13 protein-coding genes and 1 pseudogene are annotated in these 14,041 nt (G+C 64.9%); 5 read left to right on the top strand and 9 right to left on the bottom strand.

All coding sequences use genetic code 11. The annotated features are described in order from the left end of the window. The first annotated feature begins 46 nt into the window (after positions 1-46). The gene (locus Q4S45_RS06485) at positions 47-1,378 is read left to right on the top strand and encodes an MFS transporter (RefSeq protein WP_305510236.1); all 1,332 of its coding nucleotides are present in this window, start codon (positions 47-49) and stop codon (positions 1,376-1,378) included. Between the two features lie 67 nt (positions 1,379-1,445). On the opposite strand, the gene Q4S45_RS06480 is transcribed toward Q4S45_RS06485, so the two are convergent. The 6 genes and pseudogenes from Q4S45_RS06480 to Q4S45_RS06455 all read right to left on the bottom strand — a co-directional run bounded on the left by Q4S45_RS06480 (position 1,446) and on the right by Q4S45_RS06455 (position 7,939). Continuing rightward, positions 1,446-2,402: an AEC family transporter gene (locus tag Q4S45_RS06480; protein ID WP_305510234.1), complete on the bottom strand. Its 957-nt coding sequence runs from the start codon at positions 2,400-2,402 to the stop codon at positions 1,446-1,448. 42 nt (positions 2,403-2,444) lie between these two features. Next, a pseudogene (locus Q4S45_RS06475) lies at positions 2,445-3,710 on the bottom strand (malic enzyme-like NAD(P)-binding protein); the annotation flags it as partial. Between the two features lie 19 nt (positions 3,711-3,729). Further along, a complete protein-coding gene (locus tag Q4S45_RS06470) occupies positions 3,730-5,655 on the bottom strand; it encodes a bifunctional sugar phosphate isomerase/epimerase/4-hydroxyphenylpyruvate dioxygenase family protein (protein WP_305510233.1) in 1,926 nt (641 codons plus the stop codon). Between the two features lie 10 nt (positions 5,656-5,665). Next, the gene (gene aroQ, locus Q4S45_RS06465) at positions 5,666-6,106 is read right to left on the bottom strand and encodes a type II 3-dehydroquinate dehydratase (protein ID WP_305510232.1); all 441 of its coding nucleotides are present in this window, start codon (positions 6,104-6,106) and stop codon (positions 5,666-5,668) included. A gap of 64 nt (positions 6,107-6,170) precedes the next feature. After that, positions 6,171-7,058 (bottom strand): sugar phosphate isomerase/epimerase, encoded by an 888-nt coding sequence (locus Q4S45_RS06460; protein ID WP_305510231.1) that lies wholly within the window; start codon positions 7,056-7,058, stop codon positions 6,171-6,173. Further along, entirely contained in the window at positions 7,055-7,939 is an 885-nt protein-coding gene (locus Q4S45_RS06455) for a 4-hydroxyphenylpyruvate dioxygenase (protein WP_305510229.1), read from the bottom strand. The genes Q4S45_RS06460 and Q4S45_RS06455 overlap by 4 nt, the downstream gene beginning before the upstream one ends. Positions 7,940-8,070: 131 nt before the next feature. Here Q4S45_RS06455 and Q4S45_RS06450 point away from each other — a divergent pair, with 131 nt between their 5' ends. The 3 genes from Q4S45_RS06450 to Q4S45_RS06440 all read left to right on the top strand — a co-directional run bounded on the left by Q4S45_RS06450 (position 8,071) and on the right by Q4S45_RS06440 (position 10,882). Beyond that, positions 8,071-8,853 (top strand): IclR family transcriptional regulator C-terminal domain-containing protein, encoded by a 783-nt coding sequence (locus Q4S45_RS06450; RefSeq protein ID WP_305510228.1) that lies wholly within the window; start codon positions 8,071-8,073, stop codon positions 8,851-8,853. Positions 8,854-8,885: 32 nt separating this feature from the next. Continuing rightward, positions 8,886-10,037, top strand: coding sequence for a PLP-dependent aspartate aminotransferase family protein (locus Q4S45_RS06445; RefSeq protein WP_305510226.1), 1,152 nt, complete (start codon positions 8,886-8,888; stop codon positions 10,035-10,037). Positions 10,038-10,339: 302 nt separating this feature from the next. Next, positions 10,340-10,882 (top strand): M23 family metallopeptidase, encoded by a 543-nt coding sequence (locus Q4S45_RS06440; RefSeq protein WP_305510224.1) that lies wholly within the window; start codon positions 10,340-10,342, stop codon positions 10,880-10,882. 152 nt (positions 10,883-11,034) lie between these two features. Here the strand turns inward: Q4S45_RS06440 and Q4S45_RS06435 are convergent, their stop codons facing one another. The 3 genes from Q4S45_RS06435 to Q4S45_RS06425 are packed head-to-tail and all read right to left on the bottom strand — an operon-like array spanning position 11,035 to position 12,959. Continuing rightward, a complete protein-coding gene (locus Q4S45_RS06435; protein ID WP_305510222.1) occupies positions 11,035-11,460 on the bottom strand; it encodes a DoxX family protein in 426 nt (141 codons plus the stop codon). Positions 11,461-11,473: 13 nt separating this feature from the next. Continuing rightward, positions 11,474-12,163, bottom strand: coding sequence for an alpha/beta hydrolase (locus Q4S45_RS06430; RefSeq protein WP_305510220.1), 690 nt, complete (start codon positions 12,161-12,163; stop codon positions 11,474-11,476). A gap of 10 nt (positions 12,164-12,173) precedes the next feature. Then, complete coding sequence (locus Q4S45_RS06425; protein WP_305510219.1) at positions 12,174-12,959, bottom strand: dioxygenase; 786 nt, start codon at positions 12,957-12,959, stop codon at positions 12,174-12,176. 123 nt (positions 12,960-13,082) lie between these two features. Here Q4S45_RS06425 and Q4S45_RS06420 point away from each other — a divergent pair, with 123 nt between their 5' ends. Continuing rightward, positions 13,083-13,949, top strand: coding sequence for a LysR family transcriptional regulator (locus Q4S45_RS06420; protein ID WP_305510217.1), 867 nt, complete (start codon positions 13,083-13,085; stop codon positions 13,947-13,949). The last annotated feature ends 92 nt before the right edge of the window (positions 13,950-14,041 follow it).

The following is a 14,041-nucleotide window of genomic DNA, read 5'->3' as shown; positions in this document are numbered from 1 at the left end:
CATCTTGAAACGGTACAGCGCCTAATAATTAGGAGGAGACAGCATCATGCTCGACCGCGCTCGCAGCAACGACGTCATCAACGTCCAGGATTTCCTGAACGCGCAGCCATTTTCACCCTTCCAATGGCTGATCTTCGCCCTGTGCTTCGTGATCGTCCTGCTTGACGGCTTCGACACGGCAGCTATCGGTTTCATCGCCCCCTCTCTGATCAAGGAATGGGGTATTTCGCGGCCCGCGCTCGGTCCTGTGCTGAGCGCGGCGCTTTTCGGCCTGGCCGCCGGCGCCATCATCGCCGGCCCCACGGCCGACCGCATCGGCCGCAAAGTGGTGCTGACCGCATCGGTGATCTTGTTCGGTATCGCCTGCGTATGGTCGTCGTTTTCCGCCAGCCTGGCCGAACTGACGGTGCTGCGCTTCGTGACCGGCGTCGGTCTCGGCGCCGCCATGCCGAACGCGGTCACGCTCATGAGCGAATACTGCCCCGACAAGCGGCGCGCCACGCTCACCAACGCGATGTTCTGCGGCTTTCCCCTCGGCGCCGCACTGGGCGGCTTCCTGGCCGCGTGGATGATCCCGCAATGGGGCTGGCGCAGCGTGCTGCTCGCCGGCGGCACGGTGCCGGTGGTGCTGGCCGTCCTGATCGTGCTGCTGTTGCCGGAGTCGGTTCGATTTCTCGTGGCCAGGCGCGCCGCGCCGGAACGTATCCGCGCATCATTGGGCCGGATTTCTCCCGTCGCGCTGGATGCAAGCAGTTTTGTCATGACCGAGTCCGCCGCACGCACGGAAGCAAAGAGCGGCATCGGTCTGGTCCTCTCGCGCCCCTACCTGGCCGGCACGGTGATGCTGTGGCTGACGTACTTCATGGGGCTGGTGATCTTCTACGCCCTGATCAACTGGATGCCGCTGCTGCTCAAGGATGCCGGCTTCCCGCCGCAGACCGCAGCGCGCGTATCGGCGCTGTTCCCGTTGGGCGGCGTCGGCGCGGTGCTGTTCGGCTGGCTGATGGACCGCTACAACGCGAACCTGGTGATCGCCGCAGGCTTCGCGGCGACGGCGGCCAGCGTGTTCGCCATCGGCCAGGTGTCGGGCAACCTGGCGCTGCTCGGGGCCGTCGTGTTCGTCGCGGGGATCATGATGAACACCGCGCAGTCCTCCCTGCCTGCGCTGGCCGCGGCGTTCTACCCGACCCAGGGGCGCGCCACCGGTGTCGCCTGGATGCTGGGAATCGGCCGTTTTGGCGGCATCGCGGGATCGTTCCTGGTCGCCGAGCTGGCGCGGCGGCAGTTCGGTTTCGCTGGCACCTTCACGGTGATCGCGGCGGCCGGCCTGGTGGCGATGGCGGCGCTATTGGTGAAGCAGCGCGCCCAAAACCATTGATGGGCCGCGGCCCAGGGGCTGGGGTCAGGTCCGACGGACCTGACCCCGTTTTTGTCGGCGCCGCTGGCTACATCGAAACGCGGTGCATGATCCACAGCAGGCCGCTGAGCGTGAAAAATGACGCGATGATCGTGATGACCAGGGCCGTGGCGCTGAAGTCTTCCTGGCCGTAGGCCTGCGCCAGGATCGGGTAGATCGACGCCATCGGCACCGCCGCCAGCAGCACCGCCGCCATCCCCAGCATCGGTTCAAGGCGCGGCAGACCGAGAAACGGCACCGCCAGCACCCCGGCCAGCACCGCCAGCGGGTGCCCGACCAGCTTGAAGAAGCTGACGGGCGCGGCGCGCTTCGCCAGCCGTCCGATCGGCAGCCCCACCAGCGTGCCGCCGATGACGAACAGCGACAGCGCGGCGCTGGACACGGCAAACATCGACACCGTGCGGTCGGCCGGCGCCGGCAAAGTCCAGCCGAACAGCGACACGACCAGGCCGGCCGCGGTGCCGATGACGATGGGATTGCGCGCCAGTTGCGCCAGCGATTTGCCGGCCAGCTTGTACCAAGGCCCGCTGTCGCCGCCGCCGCGTTCGGCCATCGCCAGCAGCAAGGGCAGCACCAGCACGTTTTCGATGATGACGTTGAGCGCCAGCGCGACGCCGGCCACGGGCGCAAACGTCAGCAGCAGGATTGGATAGCCGATGAAGCCGCTGTTCGAGCACGACATGCCCATCGCGTAGATTGCGCTGGTGGAGCGGCCCAGCCTCGCGAAGCGCCGGCAGCAGAAATAGGCTACCCCGATGACCGCCAGCGATCCGCCCGCATAGGCAGCCAGGTAGCTGACGTTGAGGATCTCGCCGATCTGGCGCTGCCCAACGGCCCGAAACAGCAGCGCCGGCAGCGCGAGCTTGATGACGAAGGCGCCGAAGTTGCGCATCGCCGGCTTGTCGAACCATCCGTAGCGAGTCGCCAGGAATCCGGTCAGGATCGTGATGTAGATCGGACTGGTGATCGCCAGGATATCAAGCATCGGTCATCGTCATCCGTGGGGATGGGCGCTGCCCGCCATCATCGCGGCCAACCGCGCGCGATACGCGTCCATGTCGGCAATCGGCAATGACGCCACGCCCGAATCCATCGCCGCCTGCGCGACCGCCGGCGCGATCCGCAGAATCAGGCGCGGATCGAAGGGGCTCGGGATCAGGTAATCCGGGCCGAACGGATGCAGGTCGGCGCCGCACGCAAGCGCGACTTCCTCGTTGCCCGGCTCCTGCGCGAGCGCCGCGATGGCGCGCACCGTCGCCAGCTTCATCTCTTCGTTGATGGTGTTCGCGCCCACGTCGAGCGCACCGCGGAAGATGAAGGGGAAACACAGCACGTTGTTGACCTGGTTCGGGTAGTCGGAGCGGCCGGTGGCGATGATCGCATCGGGCCGCACGGCGCTGGCGATCTCGGGACGGATTTCGGGCTCGGGATTGGCCAGCGCCAGGATCAAGGGCCGCGCCGCCATACCCGCAACCATCTCCGGCTTGAGCACGCCGGCCGCGGAGCAACCGAGAAAGATATCGGCGCCCGGCATCACGTCGGCAAGGCTGCGCAGGCCCGAAGGCGCTTGCGCGTAGCGCGCCTTGTTGGGTTCCATCTGCGCGTCCCGCCCCGCGTAGATCAAGCCCCTTGAATCGCAGACGTAGATATTGGCGGGCCTGATTCCCAGATCCACCAGCAAGTTCAGGCAGGCGATCGACGCCGCGCCCGCTCCCGACACCACCAGCTTCACGTCGGCGATGCGCTTGCCGACGATCTGAAGTCCGTTCAGGATGGCGGCGGCGGAAATGATCGCCGTTCCATGCTGGTCGTCGTGAAAGACAGGAATCTTCAGGCGTTCGCGCAGCTTCTTCTCGATGTAGAAGCACTCCGGCGCCTTGATGTCTTCCAGGTTGACGCCGCCAAGCGTCGGCTGCAGCGCGGCGATGATGTCGACCAGCTTGTCGGGATCGGTTTCGTCCAGCTCGATATCGAAGACGTCGATGCCGGCAAACGCCTTGAACAGACAGGCCTTGCCTTCCATGACCGGCTTGGCGGCCAGCGGTCCGATATCGCCCAGTCCAAGCACTGCGCTGCCGTTGGTGATTACCCCGACCAGGTTGCTGCGCGACGTGTAGCGCGCCGCCATCAGCGGATCCTTGTGAATCGCCATGCAGGGCGCGGCAACGCCGGGCGAATACGCCAGCGACAGGTCGCGCTTGGTGGCCAGCGCCTTGGTCGGCGTGACTTCGATTTTCCCGCGTCGTGGAGTTTCGTGATATTCCAGCGCCGCGTCGTGTAATGTCTGATCCATTTTCAATTCCTTGTGAAGATTAGAAAGCTGCGCCGCCCTGTTCGCGCTGCCATTGCGCCTGCGCCGCAAGCCTGACCGGCGCGTCGCCGGCGCCGTAGCCCAGGTAGCCATTGCGCCGCTCGATGATCTCGAAGAAGAAGCGGTTATCGAACGGTACCGTGTAGGCGTGCAGCAGTTCGGCGTTGCCGACCCGGTCCATCATGATGCCGAGCGAACGCCACAGGTCGAGCGTGGCTTGCGGGGTGCCGTACTTGGCGCCCAGGTCGTCGTAGTAGTTGGCCGAAATGGCCAGCATGGTGGCGCCGCGCGCGATGGCCTGCCGCACCGTGGCGACGACGTCCTGCACGGCCACCGCGATGTGCTGGATGCCGGCGCCGCCGAACTGGCCAACCGTGCGGCCGACAGTGGTGCCGGGCCGCTCGGACACGTTCAGCACGTAGCGCACCGCTTCGTTGGACGACTCCAGCGCACGGCTCTTGATCACGCCGTACGGGTCGCTCAGGACCGTGTTGGCTTTCGGTGCGAGGCCGAGCAGCGCGCGGTAGAACAGCACCCAGCTATCGAGCTGGCCAACCGGCAGCACGTGCGAGATGTGGTCGATACGCGCGCCAGCACCGAACGGACCGTCATCGTGTTGGGCTGATTCGAGTTCGAAGTCGGCCTCGAAGCCATGGCTGCCGCCGCGCTGCGTGTCGAAGAAGTACACCAGGCCGCCGTCCGGCGCGCGCACGGCAGGGATGGTCAGCTCGTTGGGGCCCACCCGGCCGGCGACGCGAGTGGCGCCAAGGGCTTCGGCGCGCGCCAGCGCGGCCGCCGCGTCGTCGGTGGCCAGCGCGACCGCGCAGGCCGAGGTGCCGTGCAGTTCGAAATAGCTGCGCGCCAGCGAATCTTCTTCGAGGTTCAACACGATGCTGACGTCGCCCTGTCCCAGCAGCTCGACCTGCTTCGAGCGGTGGCGCCCGACCAGGCCGAAGCCGAGCGTGGCGAGGAAGGCGCGCAGCCGCACCGCGGTCGGCGCGTCGACAGCGAACTCGATGAAGGACCAGCCGTGCAGCACCGGCTCGGGCGGCGGATCGAGAAGCGCGATGCGGCGCAACTCGCCATGCGTGAAGTTCGGCGTGTGGAGCGACGGCAGGCGCCGCACCTGCTCTTCGAGCCACAGCAGCGAGCGCATCGCGTCGGCCGCGTTGGCGCGCGCCGGCGCCGCCTTGCCTTCGTCGTTGAAGATTTCGAGCGAGATCGGGCCGGTGTAGCCGGCGTCGAGCACGGCGCCCACAAAGCCCGGCACGTCCATCTCGCCCTGGCCGGGGAAGCATCGGTAGTGGCGGCTGTGGGTCAGCGGGTCGGTGTTGATCCAGGGCGCGTCGGCCAGCTGGACGAAGAAAATGCGCTCACCGGGGATGTCCTTGATCGGGTGGAAGTCGTCCTTGATCGCCAGCGTATGGAAGCTGTCGAGCGCCACACCAAGGTGCGGATGGTCGGCGCGCTGGACGATGTCCCACACCTGCGAGAAGCGATTGACGGTAGTGCCCCAGGCCAGCGCTTCGAGGGCGATGCGCACGCCGCGCCGCGCGGCGCGTTCGGCCATCAGCCGCAGTTGTTCGGCGCGCAGGCCGAGGTCGGGCGAAGCGGTGTCGGCGATGTTGGAGCACACCAGAATGAGGTCGGTGCCGAGTTCCTCCATGACGTCGAACTTGCGTTCGGCGCGGTCCAGGTTACGCTGCAGCTGCTCCGGCGAGACGCCTTCGAAGTCGCGAAACGGCTGGAACATCTCGATGCGCAGCCCCAGTTCCGCGCACAGGCGGCGCACGTCGCGCGGCGTGCCGGGGAAGTTGAGCAGGTCGTTTTCGAAGATTTCGACACCGTCGAAGCGCGCCGCGGCGGCGGCCTCGAGCTTTTCGGCCAGCATGCCCGACAGCGATACCGTGGCAATTGACTTGCGCATTTTCGTCCCCTTATTTCGGCTGGACTGCCGATACCGCGGCGCGCAGCGCCAGCAGGTAGCTGTCGGCGCCGAAGCCGCAAATCTGGCCCTTGACGACGTCGGCGAACACCGAGACGTGGCGGAACGGCTCGCGCGCGTGGACGTTGGACATGTGCAGCTCGATGATCGGGACGGTGAGAATGGCCAGCGCGTCCCGGATGCCGTAGCTGTAGTGGGTCCAGGCGCCGGCGTTGATCAGCACCGCGTCGAAGTCTTCGGCGAAAGCGGCGTGGATGCGCTCGCACATGGCGCCTTCGAAGTTGGTCTGGAAGGCGGTGATTTCAGCGCCAAGTTCGGCGCCGAGCGTGCGTAGCCGGTCGTCGATTTCGGCCAGCGTTGTCGTGCCGTACTGGGCAGGATCGCGCTTGCCGAACATGTTGAGGTTGATACCGTTAAGCACCAGGATTTTCATGGCTTTCCCCTTTGATTGTTAGATGCCGTAGCGGGCCGGCGGTTGCATCGCCGGCCAAATATAGCTAGGCCATGGTCGGATGGTTCGCGGTGCGGCGGCGCATTTCCAGGCTGCGCCGCAAAACCTGGTCGGTGACCCACTTGGCGCTGCGATGGGCGCGCTGCGCCACCACCGCCAGCGGCAGCTGCTGGTAATCGTCGTTGAATACTTCGAAGCTGTAGTCGCCGCGGTAGCCGGCGCGGTCGAGCCGGCGCAGCAGGTCGGCCAGTTCGTCGGAGTGCGCGCCCTCGCCCGGAAACACGCGCAGGTGGCGCGCCGTTTCAAGGCGTTCCTCGGCGCTGGCGATGTCGCGCCACATGAAGTCCGACAGCTGCACCAGTGCGATCCTGTCGCTTGAAATCTCCTGCAGGTAGTCCAGGTTCGCCTGCCTTGCGAGCATGTGGAAAGAGTCGATCACCAGGCCCAGGTTGGCGTGGTCGGCCATCTGCACCACTTCCCACGATTGCTCGTACTGGTTGATGTGGCGGCCCCAGGACAGCGCCTCGTAACCGATGCGCACGCCCAGCGGCACCGCCAGCGTGGCCAGCTTGGCCAGGTGGCGCGCCAGCAGCGCCGGCTCGCCGCTGGCGTGGCTCGAGGTGCTCGAACACACCAGCAGCAGCGGCGCGCCGACCGCGCGGCAGATGCGCAGCATCTGCTTGGCGATATCGAGCTTGTACTCGTGCAGCGTGCCGGACAGGCCCTCGAAGTCGCGCATCACCTGCAGGCCGGTCACGCGCAGGCCGCTGGCGCGCACCAGGCGCACCGCTTCGTCAAAGCCGCCCGGATGGCCGGCCAGGTCCTTCGCCCACAGCATGATCTGCGAGAAGCCGGCGTCGCGCGAGGCTTGCAGCTTGGCCTCCAGCGGACCGGCCAGGGTGATGCTGTCCATGCCGAAGTTGGAGAGGTTCATGCTGCCTCCGGCTGCAGATGGCTGACGACCAGCTCGAAGCTGACGCCGCCTTTGTACAGTTGCGTCAGCGCGCCCTTCGCGTTCGGCTGCACCGGCTCGCGGTCGATGAAGACGATGCCGCGCTGTTTCAATGCGCGCGTGGCCGCCTCGACGTCGGGGGCGCCAAACGCGACGCGTATGAGCTGCTCGCCCCATTGCAGGCCGCCCGCGCCTTCGGGCGGTTCGACCAGCTGCAGGTAGAAGCGGTGGCAGGGGCTGACCAGCAAGGTGCCCTTCGGGACCACGCCGAAGTACTGGCCCTCGGGCAGCACGTGGAAGTCCATCAGCTGGGCGTAGAAGTCGATCCATTCCGGCGCGCGGCCGGCGTCGATCGCCTGCACCACGCCGAAGAAGTGCATGCCGGAGACTGCCGGCGGATGCGCCGGCGCGTTGGCGATTGGCTTGAAGTCGACGTCGTAGATCGAAAAGTCGCGGAAGCGGTCGACAAAGTAGATGATCGAGTCGCCCACGCCGTGGATTCCGGGGATGTTCAGCTCCATCGCGCCGGCGCGGGTCTGGATGGCCCAGGCGCCCTGGTCGATGGCGTGCTGGTACGCGGCGGCGGCGTCGCGCACGCGCAGCGCGATGGCGCTGAGCAGGGTCGATTGCGGTTCGGTGCCCGACTGCGGCAAGGCGCGCGGGTCGGCGTTGACGATGACGTTCATTGAGCCCTGCCGGTACAGGGTGACTTCGCGCGATCGGTGGCGCGCGGTGGCGACAAAGCCCATCTGCTCGAGCAAGGCGCCCAGCGCCAGCGGCTGCGAGGTCGCGTACTCCACGAACTCGATGCCATCGATCCCCAAGGGATTATTCGGTTCAGGAATGCTGTCTTGGCTTGTCATGGTCGGCCTCGCGATGGTCATGCATTCAAGTCTAGGAGAATGGCGGCGCAAAATACACCCCCAAGATTGAGGATAAATGCGACAATCGCCCCACCTGCGCGATAGGCGCACAAATCACGGGATTTCATCAGATGAAAAAGCCTGTCCTGGTCGATGTGGAGGTCGCCAAGTGCGACCTGATCGATGGCCTGATCAAGGGTGTCGAAGTGATCCGCGCGTTCAGCGGTGAAGCGGTGCAGATGAGCGCGACCGAAATGGCCGAAAAGCTGGGCCTGAGCCGGAGCGCGGCGCGGCGTTATCTGCTCACGCTGGTCCATATCGGCATGGCGGCCACCGACGGGCGCAACTTCTGGCTCACGCCCAAGGTGCTGTCGCTGGGCCACTCCTACCTCGATTCGGCGCGGCTGCCGCGCGCCATCGTGCCGTTCCTGCAGCGCCTCACGCTGCAGCTGCAGGAGTCCACCAACTACTCCGTGCTGGACGGCGACGAGGTGGTGTACATCACGCGGGTCAACGCGCCGCGCCAGCTGACGGTCGGCTTCGACCCGGGCACGCGCCTGCCGGCGCACACCTCCACCGCGGGCCGCGTGCTGCTGGCCGCCCAGTCCGATGAAGCGCTGCACGCCTACCTGGACCGGGTTACCCTGGTCGCCTACACGCACGCCACCGTCACCGACAAGGCGCAGCTGCTGCGCGAACTGCTGCAGATTCGCGAACAAGGCTTCGGCGTAACCGAAAGCCAGTACGAGATCGGGCTGCGCGGGATCTCGGTGCCGATCAAGAGCCGGCACGGCAACCTGGTGGGCGCGCTGTCGGTGTCGATGCTGATATCGACCTGCTCCACCGCGGAGGCCAGCGCGAAGTGCGTGCCGGCGTTGCAGGCGACGGCGAATACCGTGATGCTGTGGGTGTAGCGGCACCCGAAGAATTTTTAATAAGGATAAGCATGGACATCAAGAACATGAAGCCGGAAAGTATCGCCGCCCAGGGATTGGGCTGGATCGACGACGCCACCAGGGCGATCTCGCCGCCGATTCACACCGCCACGACGTACTTGCGCGATGAGGACAACCAGTACCGGTCCGGCCGCATCTACTCGCGCGACCAGAATCCCACCTACGACCAGGCGGAAGCGGTGCTGACGGCGCTTGAAGGGGGCCACCAGACGCTGTTGTTCGCATCGGGCATGGCGGCGGCGACGGCGGTGTTCCAGGCGCTGACGCCGGGCGACCATGTGCTGGCGCCGAAGGTGATGTACTGGTCGCTGCGCAACTGGCTGAAAAACTTCGCCACGCACTGGGGCCTGCAGATCGATTTCATCGAGATGGATTCGCCCGCGGCCGTTCAGGCGGCGATCCAGCCCGGCAAGACAAAGCTGGTATGGATCGAGACGCCGGCCAATCCCTTGTGGACGATTACCGATATCGAGGCGACCTGCCGGATCGCGCACGCGGCCGGCGCGCTGGTGGCGGTGGATTCGACGGTGGGCACGCCGGTGCTGACGCAGCCGCTAAAACGCGGCGCGGACATCGTCATGCACGCCGCGACCAAGTACCTGAACGGGCACTCGGATGTCATCGCGGGCAGCCTGACGGTGAACGCCGATTCGCCGTTCTGGCAGCGCATTCGCAGTATCCGCGCACAGATCGGCGGCGTACTGGGCCCGTTCGAGGCCTGGCTGCTGACGCGCGGGATGCGCACGCTGTATCCGCGGGTGCGCACCGCATGCGTTTCGGCGCAGCGCATCGCCGAGCATTTCGAGGGACATCCGCTGGTAGCCGAAGTGCTTTATCCGGGACTGCCATCGTTCGCCGGTCATGAGGTGGCGGCCAGGCAGATGATAGGGGGCTTCGGCGGCATGCTGTCGATTCGCGCCAAGGGAGGCGAAGCGGCGGCGATTGCCGTGGCGGCTAACGTACAGCTGTGGAAGCGCGCCACGTCGCTGGGCGGCGTGGAGAGCCTGATCGAGCATCGCGCCAGTGTCGAAGGATCGGGCACGCCGGCGCCGGCCGACCTGCTGCGCCTGTCGGTGGGGATCGAGGATGTCGGCGATCTGATTGCCGATCTCGACGCGGCGCTAAAGCTGGCGCACGCCTGAGTTAGCTGAGGCGTGGTGGTCACATCCGAGGGAAGATTGTCTCCTCCTTGGGGCCGCAGTGGGCGGCGCATCCGCACAGGGCACCCGCGCCGCCTCATTAGAAAACCATTAGACGAATCGACTTTCGAGTATCAAAATGAAGCATCTAGTGCTTGTTGCACGACTTAGCGCCTCGACATTCGAACGCAGGTACTGAAAGCAACAATTTGTGCATCCCGACTGCGCGCCGGAAACTGTACTGGCTCGACGCCGCGCTGACGAATATGTTTGCCCGTTTGTTTTCTTGTTACGAAAGCACAGCCATGACACTGCCTCTCATTGTTAACAAGATTCGCTCCGATGGGCCACGGGAAGGACTCAGCAACTCATACGGAAAGGTGCGAAACAACGCTTCAAAATGGCATAGAGGATGGGATCTCTCGGCCGAGCCCAATTCACCGGTGTTTGCCGTGGCAGACGGAGTTGTCGTGCAGAGTCTCGACGACGTATCCGGATATGGCCGCTGCGTCGTGCTGGAGATCAAAAATCCAAAATTTGAGCCAAATTCAAATAAATCATTCGGAAATGGCAACTTTGAGAAACTTTACATCTTGTACGCCCATCTCAGCCAGACCGATATCACCGACGGGACAGTGAAGCGTGGTGAACAAATTGGAAAGACTGGGACTTCCGGAAATGCAGGAGGCGAACCTCCACATCTCCATATTGAGATACTTTTGGAAAACAAGATCAAGAAAAGCACGCCGCGTTTAGATCCCGGTGAACTGTTGGGCTACGAACTTTACTCTTGCGGCGGTACTGGACTGGTAAATCAAGAAGTCTTCGGTTCATGTAAGGCGAACTGAATCGGACAATGCGATCAGGTCGGTCGGGATCGAGGATGCCGGCGATGTGATTGCCGATCTCGACGCGGCGCTGAAGCTGGCGCACGCCTAGGATGCGCATGATGGGGACTCGGCGTCCCCATCACCGCGCCGAACGAGGCTCCGCGCTGGGGCTAGTTGAAGCGGCCCGTCGTGCCGCCAAGGCTGTAACGGCCGGCTCCCAACAGCGCGACAGCGACCGCCGCAACGAAATACATCCCTTGCAGTTCGAGCGCCCAGCCGCCGGTTTGATTGATGGTGAATACCTGGCCGGTATGCACCAGCAGGACGGCGACCATCATGTTGATGGCCACTACCAGCCCGGCAGGACGCGTGAAGACACCGGCCAGGATCATCAGCGGCGCGATCACTTCGCCGACGTAGACCAGGTAGCCCAGCGCCGCCGGCGCGCCGGCTTTCGCCAGCATGTCGCCGACGAAGCCGATGCCGCCGGTGAGCTTGGCGTAGCCATGAAAGAGCAGCATGATCGCCAGGGCCGCGCGCAGGACCAGCTTGCTGGTGTCGTCGAAATTGGTAGGGATGGTTGTATTGGTTTGCATGATTTCGCTCCGGTTAAGTTAAATTTACAGGCTCGTCGAGCTGAACACCGAGCCATTGTTTGAAGTCGTCCAGCATCGCCATGTTCAGCTCGTGGCCGGCTTGATACTCGTGATACTGCAAAGGCACTTTGAGTCCATCGAGGACTTCCTTTGCATCGCGGGCAAAGTGAATGCCCAGTTTCTGGTCCTGTGCGCCGTGACTGACGAATGCGGTCACCGCGCCCGGCTGCGCGAGCGGCAGCACTTCCGGCAGGATGCGTCCGCTCAGGATGCCGAAACCGGCCACCTTGTCCGGCGCCGTCAGTCCAATGCTCGCGCTCATGATGCCGCCCTGGCTGAAACCGGCGATCCAGATGCGGTTGGGATCGACGTCATGCGCTTGCGGCAGCTGCGCGATGAAGCTCACCAGCTTCTGGCGCGACAGCTCGGCCTGCGCCGCATCGATTGCCGGTCCGGTTGCCGTGAAGCGCACCTGGAACCAGCCGAACTGCATCGGCCCGAATTCGAGCGGGCCGCGCGCCAGCACCACGACCAGTCGCGGATCCATGCGGCGCGCCAGTTCGATGAAACCCGCTTCGTTGGCGCCGACGCCGTGCAGCAGGATCAGGCATGGCGCCTCGCCCTGCGCGTCGCGGGCGGCTTGAACGCGGTAGGTCAATCCGGATACCGGTTCGACCAGCGTCTCGTTCAATGTGTCAGTCATGATCAGGCCCTTAGTTGAATGCGTACGCGTCCATGGCGAGGACGCCGTGTTCGAAACTCGAATGCAGCAGCTGCGTCTTCGCGCCGGCGCCGGCCGCGCCCATCGCTACGAACAGCGGCAACAGGTGCTCCTCGGTCGGATGGTTCTGCTTGGCCGACGGCGCGCGGTTGCGATAGTCCAGCAAGGCCTCTGCGTCATTGGCTTCCAGCCGTTCGCACATCCAGCTTTCGAATTCGCTGACCCAGTGCGGCGCGGGCGCATCGACCGGCTGGCCGCGGTACTCGTACAGGTTGTGGGTCAACGATCCCGATCCGATGACCAGCACGCCTTCGTGGCGCAATTGCGCCAGTGCCTGGCCCAGCTTTTCGTGCACGGCCGGGCTGGCGCCGCGCACCAGCGAGATCTGCATGACCGGCACGTCAGCGTCCGGGTACATCAGCTTGAGCGGGACCCAGGCGCCGTGATCCAGGCCGCGGTCGGCGCTGCGGCCGACCGGGATGCCGGCCGCTTCGAACAGCGCGGCGGCGCGCTCGGCAACTTCCGGCGCACCGGCCGCCGGGTAGCGCATGTCGAACAGCGCCTGCGGAAAGCCGCCGAAGTCGTGGATCGTGGAGGGCCGCGGCGCCAGCGAAACCGCCGGGCTGCCCGCAGTCTCCCAGTGAGCGGAGACAACGGCGATCGCCTTGGGCCGCGGCAGGCTTTGTCCCAGCTCCTGCAAGAAGCGCCGGGCAGGACTGTCCTGTAGCGCCAGCATCGGCGAGCCGTGTGAAACAAAGATGGTGGGCAGTGGAGACATGATGTACCTCGCAGTAAGAAGCATTCATGGTATCCATGTTGAATCGGTTGATAAAGAAGGTTCTTGGCGATAGACTGTTTCCCCTTGATTGACAATGGCGCGTTAATGGACCTTTTTGCTTCGATGAGAATGTATGTGGCCGTCGTTGACGGCGGCAGCTTCGCGGCTGCGGCCGACAAGCTCGATATCTCCAGGGCGATGGTGTCGAAGCAAATCCAGAAGCTGGAAGAGCACCTGGGCACGCGACTGATGAACCGCACGACGCGCCGGCTGAGCCTCACCGAAACCGGGCGCGCGTTCTACGAGCGCAGCGTGCAGATCGTGAGCGATGTCGAAGAGGCGGAACAGATCGCCGGCCAGCTGACGCGCATGCCGCAGGGCGTGCTTCGGGTGACGATTCCGCTGTCGTACGGGCAGCACCGGCTGGCTGCCATCATCGGCGATTACACCCAGGCCTATCCCCAGGTGCAGCTGGACATTTCGCTCAGCGACCGCAAGGTTGACCTTATCGACGAAGGCTTCGACCTGGCGATTCGCATCGGCGCCATGCCGCAGTCGGAGCTTATAGCCCGCAAGATCGGCGGGGTGCGTAGCATCGTCTGCGCCGCGCCGTCCTACATCGACAGCCATGGCGCGCCGCAAACGCCGGCCGGCCTGACCGCGCATGCCTGCCTCGGCTACACGCTGACCGGCACAGGCACGGAGTGGCGCCTCGAAGGGCCGGCCGGCACGGTGGCCGTGCCCATCTCCGGCCCGATCAAGGCGGACAACGGCGATATCATCCGGCTGGCGGCGCTGCGCGGCGCCGGCATCGTGTTCCAGCCCCAGTTCATCATCGGCGACGATATCGATGCGGGACGGCTGGTGCGCGTTCTGCCGGAATGGCAGTCGGCCGAACTTGGCGTGTATGCGGTCTACCCAAGCCGCAAACATTTGTCGGCCAAGGTGCGTACCTTTGTCGATTTCCTGGTGGACGCGCTGGGGGCTTAGCCAGGCGCCGCGCTCCCTGCTGCGACACGACCGCGGATAACGTAAGGTATGCCAACTTGCGTTGATCATTCCGGTCATTATAATGTTAAGTA

This window comes from Massilia sp. R2A-15 (assembly GCF_030704305.1).
In the GTDB taxonomy this organism is placed as follows: domain Bacteria; phylum Pseudomonadota; class Gammaproteobacteria; order Burkholderiales; family Burkholderiaceae_D; genus JAFCUW01.
The sequence above is the reverse complement of the archived record's forward strand: the minus strand, read 5'-3'. Positions and strand labels throughout refer to the sequence as shown.